The organism is Flavobacterium notoginsengisoli, from assembly GCF_042686225.1.
GTDB lineage: Bacteria > Bacteroidota > Bacteroidia > Flavobacteriales > Flavobacteriaceae > Flavobacterium > Flavobacterium notoginsengisoli.
The window spans coordinates 1-16,847 of record NZ_JBHUOT010000009.1; the positions used below are offsets into that span (position 1 = coordinate 1).

General features: G+C 32.7%; 13 protein-coding genes. All 13 read left to right on the plus strand.

Going from position 1 to position 16,847, the window contains the following annotated elements:
- Positions 1–294 precede the first annotated feature (294 nt).
- The 13 genes from metG (at position 295) to ACFS3A_RS18905 (ending at position 16,800) form a co-directional block, all read left to right on the plus strand.
- Positions 295–2,430: a methionine--tRNA ligase gene (gene metG / locus ACFS3A_RS18845; RefSeq protein ID WP_379827114.1), complete on the plus strand. Its 2,136-nt coding sequence runs from the start codon at positions 295–297 to the stop codon at positions 2,428–2,430.
- Between the two features lie 128 nt (positions 2,431–2,558).
- Complete coding sequence (locus tag ACFS3A_RS18850) at positions 2,559–3,947, plus strand: hypothetical protein (protein ID WP_379827115.1); 1,389 nt, start codon at positions 2,559–2,561, stop codon at positions 3,945–3,947.
- 48 nt (positions 3,948–3,995) lie between these two features.
- The gene (locus ACFS3A_RS18855; RefSeq protein ID WP_379827116.1) at positions 3,996–5,432 is read left to right on the plus strand and encodes a hypothetical protein; all 1,437 of its coding nucleotides are present in this window, start codon (positions 3,996–3,998) and stop codon (positions 5,430–5,432) included.
- A 165-nt stretch (positions 5,433–5,597) separates the two neighbouring features.
- Positions 5,598–6,164, plus strand: coding sequence for an NfeD family protein (locus ACFS3A_RS18860; protein WP_289663764.1), 567 nt, complete (start codon positions 5,598–5,600; stop codon positions 6,162–6,164).
- Positions 6,165–6,175: 11 nt separating this feature from the next.
- The gene (locus ACFS3A_RS18865; protein WP_379827117.1) at positions 6,176–7,696 is read left to right on the plus strand and encodes a flotillin family protein; all 1,521 of its coding nucleotides are present in this window, start codon (positions 6,176–6,178) and stop codon (positions 7,694–7,696) included.
- A gap of 143 nt (positions 7,697–7,839) precedes the next feature.
- Positions 7,840–9,318: a hypothetical protein gene (locus ACFS3A_RS18870; protein ID WP_379827118.1), complete on the plus strand. Its 1,479-nt coding sequence runs from the start codon at positions 7,840–7,842 to the stop codon at positions 9,316–9,318.
- Between the two features lie 82 nt (positions 9,319–9,400).
- Positions 9,401–10,288, plus strand: a complete 888-nt coding sequence (locus ACFS3A_RS18875; RefSeq protein WP_379827119.1) for a DMT family transporter — start codon at positions 9,401–9,403, stop codon at positions 10,286–10,288.
- Between the two features lie 249 nt (positions 10,289–10,537).
- Positions 10,538–11,245, plus strand: a complete 708-nt coding sequence (locus ACFS3A_RS18880) for an HAD family hydrolase (protein ID WP_109191051.1) — start codon at positions 10,538–10,540, stop codon at positions 11,243–11,245.
- Positions 11,245–11,874, plus strand: coding sequence for a CatA-like O-acetyltransferase (locus tag ACFS3A_RS18885; RefSeq protein WP_379827120.1), 630 nt, complete (start codon positions 11,245–11,247; stop codon positions 11,872–11,874). The genes ACFS3A_RS18880 and ACFS3A_RS18885 overlap by 1 nt, the downstream gene beginning before the upstream one ends.
- A gap of 33 nt (positions 11,875–11,907) precedes the next feature.
- Positions 11,908–13,305, plus strand: a complete 1,398-nt coding sequence (locus ACFS3A_RS18890) for a hypothetical protein (RefSeq protein ID WP_379827121.1) — start codon at positions 11,908–11,910, stop codon at positions 13,303–13,305.
- Positions 13,306–13,482: 177 nt separating this feature from the next.
- A complete protein-coding gene (locus ACFS3A_RS18895) occupies positions 13,483–14,613 on the plus strand; it encodes an OmpA family protein (protein WP_379827122.1) in 1,131 nt (376 codons plus the stop codon).
- A 214-nt stretch (positions 14,614–14,827) separates the two neighbouring features.
- Positions 14,828–16,186 (plus strand): hypothetical protein, encoded by a 1,359-nt coding sequence (locus ACFS3A_RS18900; RefSeq protein ID WP_379827123.1) that lies wholly within the window; start codon positions 14,828–14,830, stop codon positions 16,184–16,186.
- 95 nt (positions 16,187–16,281) lie between these two features.
- Positions 16,282–16,800, plus strand: a complete 519-nt coding sequence (locus ACFS3A_RS18905) for a ferritin (RefSeq protein WP_379827124.1) — start codon at positions 16,282–16,284, stop codon at positions 16,798–16,800.
- Positions 16,801–16,847: the final 47 nt, after the last annotated feature.

Consider the following 16,847-nt stretch of genomic DNA (forward strand, 5'->3'; position numbering starts at 1 on the left):
AAAAAACAAAATGAGCGTTTTAAATGCTGTGAGAAATAAAATAATCCATCGGGTTTTTGCGGTAATAAAAAAACAAACCTCTTATCAAAAAGATTTGGTTTTATCATAGAAATCGAAATGACAAACTGCATGGTTAATCTTTAACTTAAAAACAAAAACTTTGCGCCTCTGCGACTTTGCGAGAACCAAATTCAATAAAATCTTAGCGAATCTCTGCGAAATTCTTTGTGAATCTTCGTGTAATATTAAAATCTCAATTCTATTGCTTATTTTTGCACTCAATAAAATTGAATTATGATACAAGATCCAAAGAGATATACAATCACGGCGGCATTACCTTACACCAACGGGCCTATTCATATTGGGCATTTGGCTGGTGTTTACGTGCCTGCAGATATATATTCCAGATACTTAAGATTGCAGGGGAAAGATGTTGCATTTATTTGCGGAAGTGATGAACACGGCGTTGCAATTTCGATGAAAGCCAAAAAAGAAGGAATCACACCGCAGGAAGTTATTGACAAATATGATGGAATCATCCGTAAATCGTTTGCTGATTTCGGAATTTCATTTAACAATTACTCTAGAACTTCGGCGAAAATTCATCATGATACAGCATCTGAATTCTTTAGGACTTTGTATGATAAAGGTGATTTTATTGAAGAAGTTACCGAACAATTGTACGATGCAAAAGCCAATCAGTTTTTAGCAGACCGTTTTGTGGTTGGAACTTGCCCAAAATGTGGTAATGACGGCGCTTACGGTGATCAATGTGAAAACTGCGGCTCTACTTTGAACGCAACTGATTTGATCAACCCGAAATCAACAATTACTGGCGAAACTCCGGTTTTAAAATCAACGAAACACTGGTTTTTACCTTTGGATCGTTACGATGCTTTTTTGCGTGAATGGATTTTGGAAGGTCATAAAAACGATTGGAAAACGAACGTTTACGGACAAGTAAAATCGTGGATCGATGCAGGTTTAGAACCTCGTGCCGTAACGCGTGACCTAGACTGGGGAATTGATGTTCCTGTTGAAGGAGCTGAAGGCAAAAAACTATACGTTTGGTTTGATGCGCCAATTGGATATATTTCTTCTACTAAGGAATGGGCAGCACGCGAAGGAAAAGACTGGGAACCGTACTGGAAAGATCAGGATACGAAACTGGTTCACTTTATCGGAAAAGACAATATTGTTTTCCACTGTATTATTTTCCCGGCGATGCTAAAAGCCGAAGGAAGTTACATTTTACCAGATAACGTTCCGGCAAATGAGTTTTTGAATTTGGAAGGAAACAAACTTTCGACTTCTAAAAACTGGGCGGTTTGGTTACACGAATATTTAGAAGAGTTTCCAGATAAACAGGATGTTTTGCGTTATGCATTGACATCAAACGCTCCTGAAACAAAAGACAACGATTTTACGTGGAAAGATTTCCAAGCTAGAAACAACAACGAATTGGTTGCTGTTTTTGGAAACTTCATCAATCGTGTGGTGGTTTTAACCAACAAATATTACGATGGAGTTATTCCAGTGCCAAACGAATTTACAGAAGTTGACGAACAAACTTTAGCCGAATTAAAAGCCTATCCAGCTGTGATTTCAAGTTCTGTTGAGCGTTACAGATTCCGTGAAGCTTTGGGCGAATTAATGAATGTGGCTCGTTTAGGAAATAAATACCTGGCAGACGAAGAGCCTTGGAAAGTAATGAAAGACAATCCGGAGCGTGTAAAAACTCAAATGTATGTAGCGTTACAAATCGCTGCTGCGTTGAGCGTTTTGGCTGAGCCGTTTTTACCTTTCAATGCTGCGAAACTTTCTAAAATATTGAATTTAGGAGATCTTAAAGAACATTTTGCAGGTTTCAGCAAATTCCTGAAAGAGAAAAATCGTGATGCAAAAGACATTTTTCTTGATAAAACTTTAGGTTGGAATGATATTTCTGAAAACTCAGATTTACTTCCTGCTGGACATAAAATTGGTGAAGCAGAATTGCTATTCGCTAAAATTGAAGACGAAGAAATACAAAAACAAATAGATAAATTGGAAGCAACAAAAACAGCTAATCTTGCCGAAAACAAACAAGCAGAACCTCAGAAAGATTTAATTCAGTTTGAAGATTTTGCGAAAATGGATATTCGTATCGGAACTATTTTGGAAGCTGAAAAAATGCCAAAAGCAAACAAACTTTTAGTGCTTAAAGTAGATACCGGAATTGATGTTCGTACGATTGTTTCTGGGATTGCTGAAAGTTTTTCTCCGGAAGAAATCATTGGAAAACGCGTTTCTGTATTAGCAAATCTTGCTCCAAGAGCTTTACGTGGTGTCGAAAGTCAAGGAATGATTTTGATGACAACAAATGCAGAAGGGAAACTGGTTTTTGTAAATCCAGATGCTGATGCGCCAAATGGTGCTACGGTGAATTAAAAATGATTTAAAATATCCAAAATAAGATGCCTGAAATTATAAATTGATTTCAGGCATTTTTCTTTTAAAATAGCTAAAAGTGTTTAGTTTTGTAAAAGAAAAAACTTTCAAAAAAACGAATTCCCTTCATGTTTAAAAAATACATTTTTCTTAGCTTAATTTTTTGCGGTATAAATTCATTTTCACAGGAAATAGTCAATTCGATTCCTGTACAAACCCATCAGGATAGTCAATTTTATCAGGCTGTAAATGACTCTTCCAAACAAACAACTCTTTTTGTCGTTAATGAAAAAGAAAATCTGGCTAAAGCAATTCAATTGGATGAAAAAATGCAGGTTCTCAATTCAGTTTCCGGTGCAAAATCAGACAAAAGCTATTCGTCTGTAATTGGAAATATGGCTTCAGATAAAGCCGCTGCATTAGTTTGGTCTTCCAATAAAAAGAAAATACTAGTACAATCTTTTGATTTAAAAGACAATAAAACTAATGAGAAAACCTATAATCTTGAATTTAAAGAAGAGGTCTATCTTCAGGATTATTGCGTAGGAAATAAATTCATCATATTATCAATTGTCAAAAAAAGCAATCTTTTCAAATTATACGTTTTTGACGAACTTGGTAATTTAGAAATAAAAGATATTGATTTAAGTGGTGTAAAGTTCTACCACAGAACTAATTTGTACGATACATTTCTGGAAGATTTTGCTTCAGCTGAAAGAGGGCTTTCATTGGCTAAAATCACACCCGAAACTATCACTCCGCCATCTATTGCTTCTAGAAAAAGAAAAAGCTATGTAATAGATAATCAGATTGTCATTTCATTTGATTCTAATCAAAATTACACACAAGTCATTCAAATTGATTTGGAAACTTACAAAATGACTTCAAAAAACTTCTTACAACGACCTTTAAAAGACTTTGGGACAACGGATGTAAAATGTAATTCTTTTGTAATTAAAGATCAATTGTATCAGGTAAAAATGTCTTCTAAAAAAATGTATCTGACCATTAAAGATTTAAACAACAATCTGATTAAAGAGTATATACTGGAAAAAGACAGCCCTATTGATTTTATGAATTCTCCCAAAAACCGAACGGTAAACACATCAGCTAAAGATTTTTTTAGAAATTTCAATTTTGGAGACGAATCGCCAGTAGCCATTTCATGCTACGAAATAAATGAAAACAACTTAACAAGCATTAGTGCTCTTTCTGCAGGTCTTTCTACAGGTCAGGCTGTAATGATGAATTTTGGAGCGGTTGGAGGTTTAATTGGAGCATTGGCATTTAGTCCTTCAAATGATAAAACAGCTAATGCAATAAATAGTTTATTTGATCATCAGGGAAATCATATTGAAGGCGATTTAGAACGTATGGCTGTAGATAAAATCGAGATTTTTTTAACTGAAAATAAAAGCATTGATTCTAAACTTTTGTTTAAAAATGATGACGCTTTTTATCTCGGCTATTTTAATAGTGGTGCCAAAGAATTTGTTATCAGAAAATTTGTGAATTAATCGTTTTTCATTCTTTAAAATTATACACCCCAAAAACAATCTAACATTATGCACAAAAAAATATTTTGTACTTGTTTATTTCTAATCAGCCTTTGTTCTTTTTCACAGGAAATTGTAAGTTCTGTCTCATTAGAGTTAAAAAAGAATCATACCATTTTTCAAGTTGTAAATAACGAAAAGAAAGACGTTACGCTATTCGTAAATGACAAGATTGGAGTAAAAGCAATTCAACTTAATGAAACAATGAAAATTGTTGATAGTGTTTCTGCTGAAAGGCCAAATACTAAAATTTACGATATGATGATTGGCTATAATATCAGCAACAACAATACCCGTTTATTTTGGGCATCTAATGATTATCAGGAAATTTTTACCCAGTTATATGATATCTCCAATCATAAAATAGAAACTAAGCAATACAACTTGTCTTTAAAAGAAGAACAAGTTCTGGAAAAATTCAGCGGAAATGACAATTTTTACATTTTATCAGTTCTTAAAAAAGGAAACAAACTTAAACTGCATGTTTTTGATAAAGATGGAACTTATGCCGAAAAGATATTAGACCTCAATGGCTTTAACTTCTTAAAGTCAGATAATGTAAAATCAGATTTATATGGCATTTTAAAAGAAAGTTTGATGCCTCTGGAAAGTTCCTTTTCAATAAAGAGTATTGACACTAAAAATCCTGTCTCACTAGTTTATAGTGCCAAAAAGAAAAAATGCTATTTTAATGAAAAACAAATTGTAATAACACTTGACACAAATATAGATCACACACAAGTTTTTACAATTGATTTAGAAAAATTTAGTATCACAGAAAAAATCATAAAACAACATTTAATAACTGGTGAACGTTCTTATCAAAGTTCTAACTCTTTTTATTTCGAAAATAAACTCTATCAGTTAAGAACTTCAATGGATCAATTTTATTTTTCAATAAAAGATCTGAATGGCAAATTGTTAAAAGAATACGATGCAAACTCCCGTAAAGAGATTGATTTTAAAAACTCAAAAATGACTGTTCGTGGAAGTGATTTTGGTGGTAAAAGAACTTTAGAAACTACTTCACAGTTTATTTATAAAATAAATGATGCCTACTTAGGTATTTCTTGCTATAATCTTGGCCAAAACACTTTAATTACCTTTGGAGGAGTTTCTCCGGAACAGCAGTCTAGTGGCCAGTTTGTAATGAATCAGTTTGGATTTGTTGGAGCCCTAATTGGAGCTCTGGCATTTAGTCCTTCTATGAATAGCTTCAACACTTATCAAAATAGAAAATTGACTAAATTCGAAAGTTTATTTGACAACAATGGAAATCATATAGATGGCGAAATTCCATTGCTCGCATTTGATAAAATTGGTACTTTTTTTGAAGAAAATAAAAATGTTTCGGCACAAACATTATACAAAATAGACTCTGCTTATTATTTAGGCTATTACGACACTAAAGCCAAAGAATATACAATTAGAAAATTTGTTGATTAAATTTTAATTTCAGAAAAAATTTAGGCGCAAATCAATTAAAAAAATAATTGATTTGCGCTTTTTCTTTTCTACATATTATTAAATCATTGATTTTCCTTTAAAATTAGTTTTCTTACAAAAAAAATGAGATATTAGCGCCAAAAGTTATTCGAAAAACTGAAAATTATGGAGCTATTAGACAGTTTACCTACGTTGCTTAAATCTTTTTGGTACATCGCGATTCCAACAAGTTTAATTTTTCTTATTCAAACCGTTATTACCTTTTCGGGTCTTGATGTGGCAGACGGTTTCGATACCGATTTTGATGCTCACTTACATGATGGCGGCGATTTTCAGCTTTTTTCTTTAAGAAACTTAATCAACTTTTTGTTAGGTTTTAGCTGGACTGGGATTTCTTTTTATTCGACTCTTGGCGAAAAGCCGGTTTTTCTTATTGTTACTTCGTTTGTTGTTGGGGTTTTGTTTGTGCTTTTGTTTTTCTTCGTGATCAAACAAGTACAAAAACTAGCCGAAGACAATTCTTTTAAAATTACCAATACACTGAATAAAACTGCCGAAGTTTATCTGACTATTCCCGAAAAGAAAAGCGGAAAAGGCAAAATCATGATCAGTGTAAACGGTGCCTTTCATGAACTGGAAGCCATGACTGAAAATGACAGAATTCCGTCGGGAAGTTCCGTAAAAGTTGTTAAAATAGAAAACAACAACCTCTTAATCGTAGAAACCATATAACATAAATTATAATGATCAACCCAATTATTTTGATTGCAGTTGCGGCAATCGTTCTATTCGTAACCATTTCAGCATTAATCTCAAGGTACAAGCGCTGTCCTTCGGATAAAATTTTAGTAATCTACGGACGCACCGGCGGAACTTCAGCACGTTGTGTACACGGTGGAGGTGCTTTTATCTGGCCCGTAATTCAGGATTACTCTTTTCTGGATTTAAAACCGCTTTCTATCGAAGCCAATCTGACAAATGCATTAAGCCGTCAGAACATTAGAGTCGATGTTCCTTGTCGATTTACCATTGCCATTTCTACAGAATCTGATAGTATGAATACGGCTGCTGAAAGATTATTAGGTTTATCATCAGAACAAGTTCAAGAGCTTGCAAAAGATATTTTGTTTGGTCAATTGCGTTTGGTTATTGCAACTATGACTATTGAAGAAATCAACTCAGACCGTGATAAATTCCTGGACAACATTTCTAAAAACGTGGACAGCGAATTGAAGAAAATCGGTTTAAAATTAATCAACGTAAACGTTACGGATATTCGTGACGAATCTGGTTATATTGAAGCTTTAGGAAAAGAAGCTGCTGCAAAAGCGATTAACGAAGCTAAAATTAGTGTTGCTGAGCAGGAAAAAATTGGAGAAACCGGTAAAGCTCTTGCTGACAGAGAAAAAGACACTCAAATCGCAGAAACACACAGAGATCGTGACGTAAAAATTGCCATTACTCAAAAAGACCGTGAAATTAGTATTGCAACAGCCGCTAAAGACGAAACTATTGGTAAAGCTGAAGCTGAAAGAGATACAAGGGTAAAAACGTCTGAAGCAAACGCAATCGCGATTCAGGGAGAGAACGAAGCGAAAATTGCCATCGCTAATTCTGAAGCGATTCGTAGAGAAAAAGAAGCAGAATCGTTGCGTATCGCAATTGCCGCCGAAAAAGTACAACAGGCAAAAGCATTGGAAGAATCGTACCTTGCAGAGCAAAAAGCCGAGTTGGCTCGTTCTGAAAGAGAACGTTCTACTCAAATTGCAAACATTGTAGTTCCTGCAGAAATTGCTAAACAAAGAGCCATTATCGAAGCACAAGCTGCTGCAGAAACGATCAGAGAAAATGCAAAAGGAGAAGCTGATGCAATTTTCGCTAAAATGGAAGCAGAAGCAAAAGGTCTTTTTGAAATCTTAACCAAACAAGCAGAAGGTTACAAAGATGTTGTAGCCGCTGCAGGCGGAGATCCAAGTAAAGCATTCCAGCTTTTATTATTGGAGAAACTTCCTGAATTGGTTAAAACTCAGGTTGAAGCTGTTAAAAATATCAAGATTGACAAAATCACGGTTTGGGATTCTGGAAATGGTCAGGGCGAAAATGGTTCAACTGCCAATTTTGTTTCCGGAATGATGAAAACAGTGCCACCATTAAATGATTTATTCAATATGGCCGGATTAAATCTTCCAACTTATTTAAAAGGTGAAGATACACCGGCTCCAGAAGCTCCTCCGACTCTTGAAGTTGAAGAGACGAAAGAATAAAAATTCTTTTTTTTTAAAATAAAAAAGCGCGAACCGATTATAATTTTTAATTGATTCGCGCTTTTTGCTTCATCATACCAAAAAGGTATTTAGATTTGCATAAAGTTAAAATCTTTTTAAACCCTATAATTTAACCAAAACCGATGTTAAAGAAAGCATTATTTATCTGTTTCATTTTAAGTAGTTTTATATCCTCTTCGCAGGAAATTGTAAAAGAGTTTAACCTTAAACTGGCAAGAAAGAGAAACTTTTTTCAGGTTACAAATGAGAACAGCAAAGAAGTAATTCTGTTTTTGAATGATAAAGAAAAAGTATCTTCTATCCGATTTGATAATAAATTTGAAATCAAAGATTCGATTTCTACGCTGAGACCGGAAAAAAAATATACTGAGATTATCGGCTATAGTCAAAAAGATCAAAACTATTTTCTTTTTTGGGGATCAAAAGATCGAAATGATATAAATGTTCAGTCTTTCAATTTTTTAACCAAAGAAACACAAGCAAAACCAATTACCTTAGAATTAAAAAAAGAAAAGGTAATTAAAGAAATTACCATTAACAATACCTTTTATTTAATTTCAATTGTCAAAAACTCCAGTATTTTAAAGTTTTATACTTCGGATGAAAATGGCAATCTGAATGAAAAAATGGTTGACTTAACAAAGTTTCAATTCAGGAATAAAGACGGTCAGAATGTAAACCTGTACAATGTTTTGTTTGAAGTATTTGAAGAACATTTTATTCAGACGATTCATAATGATAGTCCTCCATCACTGTCATTTAGCTCAAAAAAGCTTAAAGCTTATGCCTATAAAAATGACGAGATTATTTTTACTTTTGATAATAATACAGATCAGACGACCATTTTAAAAATTAACCTAAATAATTTTACTCCTACTTTAAAATCGATTGACCAACCGAAAATAACTCAGAGCTCATCTGATTTTAGTATTCCTAAATCAAACTCTTTTTTAATTGATGATAAAATTCTTCAAATCAAAACAAATCCAAGTTTTCTGTTTTTAACCATAAGTGATCAAAACGGGAATAAAATCAATGAGTTCAAGACTTTGCGAGAGGAAGAAATAAGTTATAAGAACTCAGATGTTTTTCAGGAAGCGGGCAGCATAAGCAACAAAAAGGTCTTAGAAAAACCGAAACAGTTTATTAGAAAAATCAATAATTCTAATCCGGGAATTTCTTGTTATAATTTAAACGGTTTATATTATGTTGTTATAGGAAGTTCACAAGATATAGCTCGTGGCGGCGGAATGGCTATGGGACCAGGATTTGGTCCGGGCTTTAGTGGATCTCCTATATCATTTGGTTTTACTTCAACCTATACAATTGGTAATTTGATTTCTTATAAAGGCAAAAATGTGGTTTATACTAACTGTTTATTTGATTCTAGTTTTAATCATATAAATGCTGAGGTTAAAACATCTGCTTTTGAAAAAGCAAGATTATTTTTAGAAGAAAATGAAGAAATTAGCGAGAAGATATCTCTTATAGGAAAGGATATCTATGAAGATTTAATTGTTTTTAAATTCAATTCTTCTTTATACTTAGGAAATTATAATAACGACAATAAAAAATATCAGATTTTTAGTTTTAGCGAATAGCCAAAAAAATTTCTTTATACAATAAATATACTTTTAGTGAAGTATCTTTGAAGAAAAAATATCTAAGAATAAAATACATCTAATGAAACTCACTAAACCAAGATTAGCTTTAATCTGCGGTATCCTTTGCATTTCAATTTTTCCAATATTGGTCAAATTACGTTTAACACCAGGATTGATTTCGGCATTTTACCGAATGTTTTTTGCTGTTTTACTTTTATTGCCGTATGTCATTTTCAGCGGGAACTTTAAACTTCCGAGTTTAAAATTTACACTTTTAGCAGTACTTTGTGGGGTTTTATTTTCATCAGATGTTGCCGTTTGGAATATTGCCATTCAGGAATCGAGTGCGACTCAGGCTTCTTTGTTAACTAATTTATCTCCTGTTTGGGTTGGAGTTGGTTCTTTCCTTTTTCTGAAATCAAAACCTGCCACAAATTTCTGGATTGGCACTGTCGTTTCTCTTTTTGGAATGGTCGCTTTAGTTGGTTTTGAGTTTTTTATTGATTTGAATTTCGATCAGGCTTTTTTGTTTGCGGTTTTATCAGGAATTCTATATTCCATTTATCTTTTGGTCAGTAAAAATGTACTTTCAGAAGTTGACGTTCTTTCGTTTATGACCATTAGTTTAACTGCTTCCAGTATCTATTTGGGAATTTTATGTTATTCGCTGGACGAACCTTTTACTGGATTTTCAAATGCAGGCTGGTTTGTTTTGGTTTTACAAGCAGTAATATGTCAATTGTGCGCTTGGCTTTCGATTAGTTACGCAACGCAGCACATGCGTGCAACAAGAGTTTCATTGAGTTTATTGAGTCAGGCTGTAATTACTTCTATTTTAGCTTGGTTGTTTTTGGAAGAAAAAATAACTTTACAGATGGTTTTCGGCGGCATCGTTTTACTTTTCGGAATCCGAATTACTTTTTATGATAAAACGATTTCTTTAAAAAGGCTTTTTTCTAAAAATTAAGGAAAAGGTTTCACGCAGATTCAGCAGATTTGAGCAGATTGATTTTTGAAATTTTTTGTCATACAGATTTAAAAAAATCATTCTAATCTTAATAATCTGTGGCAAAAAAAATTTCACACAGATTAGGCAGATTTTAGCAGATAAAAATCTTTTTAAGCCTAAAATAATGTGTAGCAAAAAAATAAGTGCAATTCGTGGCGAAAAAAACTTGAAACCTGAAACAAAAAAAACACTTGAAACAAAAAACTTATGTTACATAAAACTAAAATACCAAACCTAAAAGTAATCGCATTTGATGCCGATGATACTTTATTTGTAAACGAACCTTATTTTCAGGAAACCGAACATAAATTTTGTGCTTTGATGGAAGATTATCTTTCGCATCAGGGCATTTCACAGGAATTATTTAAAATTGAAATAGCCAATCTGCCTTTGTACGGTTACGGAATCAAAGGATATATTCTTTCGATGATCGAAGCAGCAATGAATATTTCGAATAATACTATTCCTGTTGAAGTCATTGAAAAAATCATTCAATACGGAAAAGAATTGCTGGAAAAACCAATTGAACTTTTGGACGGAATTGAAGAAACATTACAAGCGCTTCATGGAAAATACAAATTGGTCGTAGCAACAAAAGGCGATTTAAAAGATCAGCACAGCAAATTGCATCGCTCTGGTTTGGGACATTATTTTCATCATATCGAAGTCATGTCTGACAAACAAGAAATCGATTATCAAAAACTATTAGGCCGTTTAGACATTCAGGCACATGAATTTTTGATGATTGGAAATTCATTAAAATCAGATGTATTGCCGGTTTTAGGAATTGGTGGCTATGCCGTTCATATTCCGTTTCATACGACCTGGGAGCACGAAAAAATTAATCATACTATAGAACACGAGCATTTTAGTTCATTTGAAACTATTGCAGAAGTGGTTCCGAATTTATTATAATGAAAACACTTTTAGACTTAGAAAACTGGAATAGAAAAGAGCATTTTGCTCATTTTAAACAAATGGAAGAGCCTTTCTTTGGTGCAACGGTAGAAATCGACTGCACCAAAGCGTATCAGACTGCCAAAAGTTTAAACGCTTCTTTTTTCATCTTCTACCTACATAAAACCTTAGTTGCCGTAAATACAATTGAGAATTTTAAATACCGAATTTCCGAAAACCAGATTTACATCAATGAGCGCATTGATGCTTCGGCAACAATTGGTCGTGAAGATGGTACTTTCGGGTTTTCTTTAATTGAATATAATCCAGATTTTGAAATCTTCAAACAAAATGCTTTACTAGAAATTGAACGTATTCAAAATACAACCGGGCTTTTTACAAGAGAATTTAATGATGATAATTTGATTCATTTTTCGGCAATTCCGTGGTTGAATTTTACATCGCTTACACATGCGAGAAGTTTTACTTATCCGGACAGCTGTCCTAAAGTTTCTTTTGGAAAAATGATGGTTTCAGAAACTGGAAAAAGAACGATTTCAATGGCGGTATATGTGCATCATGGTTTGATGGACGGAATGCATCTTGGACAATTTGTAGATCTTTTTCAAGACCTTATGAATCAATAAAGTAAATGGAATAATTTTTGTTCAAAGAAACTTATGAAACAAATCTTCCTCTTTCTAATTTTGATGTATAGTACTGTTTCGTTAAGTCAAACAGTATTAACTTCTTATCCCATAGATTTAAAAACACTGAAAGAGGATTGCCAGACTTTAAATGCCGAAAACGTTGTTACACATGATGTTTTTGCTTTTATTGCCTCTCGCGACAGTTTGACCATTCTCAAATACAATAGTGCTTTATTCCTAAACGATAAATTTACAACGACCAGACAATACACAGAAAACAGATCTTTGCTGGGCTGTAGTTTCAGCGAAGACGGTAATCCGACTTTGTATTGGTTTTCTCCACAGGAACAAAGCATTATCGTTATCAAGTATTACTTTGAAAATAAAACAACAAGAGCTTTAAAATTTTCTTTACCAGTTGAAGAACAATACATCATAACGCAATATCAAAAAGACAACAATTTTTATTTACTTATGAAATATAAAACAAAACAGGCTTTAACCGTTTATGTTTTTAAAAATGGAGTTGCCGACGAAAAGTTTTTGGACTTCTCCTCTTTCGCTTTTCGGGATCGAAAAACCCAACAGAAAACATTCAATCAAATTTTAAATGAAAATCCGATTGAAAAAATGGAGTCTGGAGATTATAATCCACTTTACAAAGCAACTTCAAAAAGCAAACTCTACATATTACCTAATCGTTTAATTCTGTCTCTAGACCAGGGTTTAAGAAAAACACAGCTTTTTGATATCAATCTGGAAAATTCAGAGATAAAAGAAAAAACCTTTTTACAGCCTTTAGGGCAGAAAAACGCTAAAACGTCCAACTCATTCTATCACGAAAATAAGCTTTATCAACTTAATGTAAATTCTAATGAGCTTTTATTTGACATCAAAGATTATAACTCTGGCGAATTGATAAAATCATTCACAGTTTTGAAGAAAGATACTATTCGTTTTAACAATTCTCCTCTTTTAATGCAGATTGAGGATCGCAAACCTAAGACCATAAAAAACACGAGTAATTTTATAAAAGAACTGGCTTCTACTAATGCTGGTCTTTCTGTCTTTAAAAATAAAAAGAACCTTTTTATCACACTGGGCGGTACCGGCAACAGCTCACGAACCGTGTCGATGAATGGTTTTAATATGTTTGATGATTTCTACGGAGATTTTCCTTCCAACAATTATTACAATATTGAGAGTAATTATTCTGTATTTTTTGAAAGTATCTGGACAAAGAAACTAGAACTGACAACTGAAACTCACGAACCGTTTGCTTCAGACAAGATTTTTTACTTTATAGATACTCATCCGGAAATCTTTATTCCAAACATTCTAAAGCTAAATAATTATTCGATTTTAGGGTATTACGATACAATTGCCAAAGAATATGTTTTACGCAAATTCACAGACGGTTTTAACTAAACACCTCATAACAAAATAGTTACAACTCTAAAGCGCTAAACACACGTTTTACAAGGGCTTTAAATCAAAATTAGCAACCCAATAAATTACCTTATTCTAACACCTTTCTGACTTATAGAAGAAGTTTTTACTTACATTTTATTGTTGTTTTGGCACAAATTTAAAACATCAATAATAATGAAAAAAGTTGTAATGACTTTCGCTTTTGCCCTTGCACTTACAGGAGCTCACGCACAAACAGAAAACAACAGCAGTTTTAATAAATGGTCTATAGAATTTGCTGGTGGATTAACTAAACCTCAACGACCATTATCTTCAGGTTATGCAACAGATACTCCAAGCCCTTGGGTTGGTGATTTTGGAGTTCGTTACATGCTTAACAATAAATTTGGTTTGAAGGCCGACTTTGGTTATAATAGTTTTATCAACAGAAAAAATTCTTTAGATTTTGATTCAAAATACTACAGAGTAGATTTGCAAGCTGTTGCCAACTTAGGGCGCATCATGAACTTTGAAACCTGGACTAATACTTTTGGTTTACTTGGACATGTTGGTGTTGGTTATGCTCAATTAAGAAGTGATAATTTTAAAGGAACAGATCAAATGGGTAATTTTATTGCTGGTGTAACTGGACAAATAAGATTATCAAACAGAGTAGCTTTAACTGGAGATTTCTCTACTATTTTAAACGCATCCCAAGATCATACCTTTGATGGAGCATCAGTTACAGGAAACAGAGGTTTTTCTGGAATTCTTTACAATGGTACTATCGGATTAAATGTTTATTTAGGTAAAAACATTAAACATGCAGACTGGATGGTAACATCTTCTGATAATGCAAACGTTAGTGCCCTAGAAAACAAAATTGCGGAACTTGAATCTCAAATCAAAAAAATCCCGGCAACAAAAGAAGTTGTTGTAGAAAAACAAGTTAGTACTCCACAGTTAAATGAAAATGATTTGATCAAAAAAATGATCAATGACAAATATTACAGCGTATATTTTGATTTTAATAAAACAACTCCAATCGAAAACTCAACTGCAGCAATTGATGTCGTTTTAACTTATTTAAGAAAAAACCCATCTGCATCACTTGATTTAATTGGATACGCTGATCAGGTTGGAAAAGCAGAATACAATGAAAAACTATCAAATACAAGAGCTAACAATGTGAAAACTATTTTTGAAAAAGCAGGAATTGCTTCGTCTCGTTTAAACGTTGTTGCTAATGGTGCAGATACGTCTATCCAAAAAGATTCTGATGAAGCCAGAAGATTAGCCAGAAGAGTTACTTTTATTGTGAAATAATTTCTTTTCAGATGTAACATTAAAGTCCTTAAGATCTTTTTCTTAAGGACTTTTTTATTACTAATTTTAAGGTAGTCTAATCTTGTAAAAATTTGGAATAAATTTTGATGAATTTTCCATTATGAAAAAACTGCTTCTACTCTTCGTTTTATTTTCTAAAACCGTGCTGTTTAGTCAAACAGTCTTAAATTCTTTGCCATTAAATCTCAACTTTATGGGGAAAACCCAGATTTTAAATGCTGAAGATGAAAAAACCAAGGATATTTATGTTTTTACCTGGGACAATAAAAACGTAAATATTTTAAAATACAATCCGTCTTTATTTCTTGCGAATCAATTTACAGATTCCATAAAACATGAAACAAGCAGGGATTTGATTGGTTACAGCATCAGTGACGATAAAAAGCCATCGTTATACTGGAGTTCCCGTGATTATAAGAACATTTTAATTACAACCTATAATCCGGATAACAAAACCTCAGAATCCTTAAAATTTGATTTTCCGAAAAACCACGATTATATTATAAACTGTTTCCAACAACTTAACAAGTTTTATATTCTGGCAAAAGAAAAAGACTTTGAACATCTGCTTCTTTATAAATTTGAAGATGGAAAATGCGAAATTAAAATGTTTGATTTTTCTTCATTTATTTTTAAGAATGAAAGGAATGTTCAAATCTCTTTCAACGCACTTATCAAATATTTCCCAATAAACAAAGTAGACCCAAATATTTATGCTCCAATTGAATTGGCGTCAAGTACCAGTAAAATGTATGTAGTTCCGGATCATATTATTTTAACATTTGATAATACTCTTACCAAAACACAAGCTTTTGATCTTACTATCAAAACCGGTGATATAAAAGAAAAAACTTTTGATTTCCCTGCTTCGGAAAATCCTTCCCGAACAACAAATTCATTTTATAGTGATAATAAACTATTCCAAATAAAGGCAAATAAAGAATTCCTTTTATTTGAAATCAAAGATTTTGAATCTGGAAAGGGTATTAAGAATTATTCATTTTCAAAAAATGATACGATTCCCTTTATGAACTCGCCTTTTGTTATGCAAATAGACAACAACACACCTCGTCAATTAAAAACCACCGAAAAATTCCTGAAAAACATCAACGGACTTCCTGCTGGTGTTTCTGTGTTCCGAAATAATAAAAACAGTTTTATTACTTTTAGTGGTTTTGGAGAATATTCAGACTTTTATTTTTCATTCAGTGCTGCGGATGATTTTGGAGAGCGTGTTCCTTATTCGTTAAGTAAAGCCGTTTATTTTGATGCTATGTTAAATGAAAACTTGAATTTTACAAGAGACTTCCAAACTAGACCTTTGGCTATTGACAATTTATTTTATTTTTTAAATAACAATAAAGACATAAGATTATACGATTCGCTGAGATTACAGAATTACTATGTTTTAAGTTACTACGACAGTACTTCCCAGCAATTTATCATGCGAAGATTTACCGATGGTCCTATGATGGAAGACAATGGAAACCCGATTATGAATAAATCTCAATTCTCGAAACCTTTCTCTTTTGGCAGTATAAAACCTAATTAAATTTATTGAAAGCTACTCCAAATGTGTAATGTTTTGACGGTTTTCAAAAAATGGTTTGGATTATTTTTTCTAATTTTACAAAAAAGACACATATTATGCTATCAAAAAATATTGAATCGGCTTTAAACAAGCAAATCCGCATAGAAGCAGAATCTTCACAAACGTATCTTTCTATGGCTTGTTGGGCAGAAGTACAAGGATTAGAGGGAATTGCTCAATTTATGTACACACAGTCAGATGAAGAGCGTGCTCACATGCTTAAATTGGTAAAGTATGTAAACGAGCGCGGAGGTCACGCTCAGGTAACAGATTTAAAAGCACCTAAAATAACGTATTCTACTTTTAAAGAAATGTTTGAAGAGCTTTACAATCATGAAATTTTTGTTTCGCAATCTATCAACGAATTAGTACACATCACTTTTGAAGAAAAAGATTATGCTACACATAATTTCTTACAATGGTATGTTTCTGAACAAATCGAAGAAGAAGCGACAGCTAAATCTATTTTGGATAAAATCAATTTAATTGGTGAAGACAAAGGCGGACTTTACTTGTTTGACCGTGATATTCAGCAATTAACAGTTACAAGTTCGATTGCTATCAATCCAAAATAAAAAAAGTTAAAGTTTATTTAGAATATTTAAAAATTACTTTTTTCGTT

What these genes read in the sequence shown, in the direction of transcription:
- ACFS3A_RS18895 (WP_379827122.1), top strand. Translation starts at nt 13,483, where the DNA reads ATGAAAAAAGTTGTAATGACTTTCGCTTTTGCCCTTGCACTTACAGGA.
- ACFS3A_RS18890 (WP_379827121.1), top strand. Translation starts at nt 11,908, where the DNA reads ATGAAACAAATCTTCCTCTTTCTAATTTTGATGTATAGTACTGTTTCG.
- ACFS3A_RS18855 (WP_379827116.1), top strand. Translation starts at nt 3,996, where the DNA reads ATGCACAAAAAAATATTTTGTACTTGTTTATTTCTAATCAGCCTTTGT.
- ACFS3A_RS18860 (WP_289663764.1), top strand. Translation starts at nt 5,598, where the DNA reads ATGGAGCTATTAGACAGTTTACCTACGTTGCTTAAATCTTTTTGGTAC.
- ACFS3A_RS18850 (WP_379827115.1), top strand. Translation starts at nt 2,559, where the DNA reads ATGTTTAAAAAATACATTTTTCTTAGCTTAATTTTTTGCGGTATAAAT.
- ACFS3A_RS18870 (WP_379827118.1), top strand. Translation starts at nt 7,840, where the DNA reads ATGTTAAAGAAAGCATTATTTATCTGTTTCATTTTAAGTAGTTTTATA.
- ACFS3A_RS18900 (WP_379827123.1), top strand. Translation starts at nt 14,828, where the DNA reads ATGGGGAAAACCCAGATTTTAAATGCTGAAGATGAAAAAACCAAGGAT.
- ACFS3A_RS18905 (WP_379827124.1), top strand. Translation starts at nt 16,282, where the DNA reads ATGCTATCAAAAAATATTGAATCGGCTTTAAACAAGCAAATCCGCATA.
- metG (WP_379827114.1), top strand. Translation starts at nt 295, where the DNA reads ATGATACAAGATCCAAAGAGATATACAATCACGGCGGCATTACCTTAC.
- ACFS3A_RS18880 (WP_109191051.1), top strand. Translation starts at nt 10,538, where the DNA reads ATGTTACATAAAACTAAAATACCAAACCTAAAAGTAATCGCATTTGAT.
- ACFS3A_RS18865 (WP_379827117.1), top strand. Translation starts at nt 6,176, where the DNA reads ATGATCAACCCAATTATTTTGATTGCAGTTGCGGCAATCGTTCTATTC.
- ACFS3A_RS18885 (WP_379827120.1), top strand. Translation starts at nt 11,245, where the DNA reads ATGAAAACACTTTTAGACTTAGAAAACTGGAATAGAAAAGAGCATTTT.
- ACFS3A_RS18875 (WP_379827119.1), top strand. Translation starts at nt 9,401, where the DNA reads ATGAAACTCACTAAACCAAGATTAGCTTTAATCTGCGGTATCCTTTGC.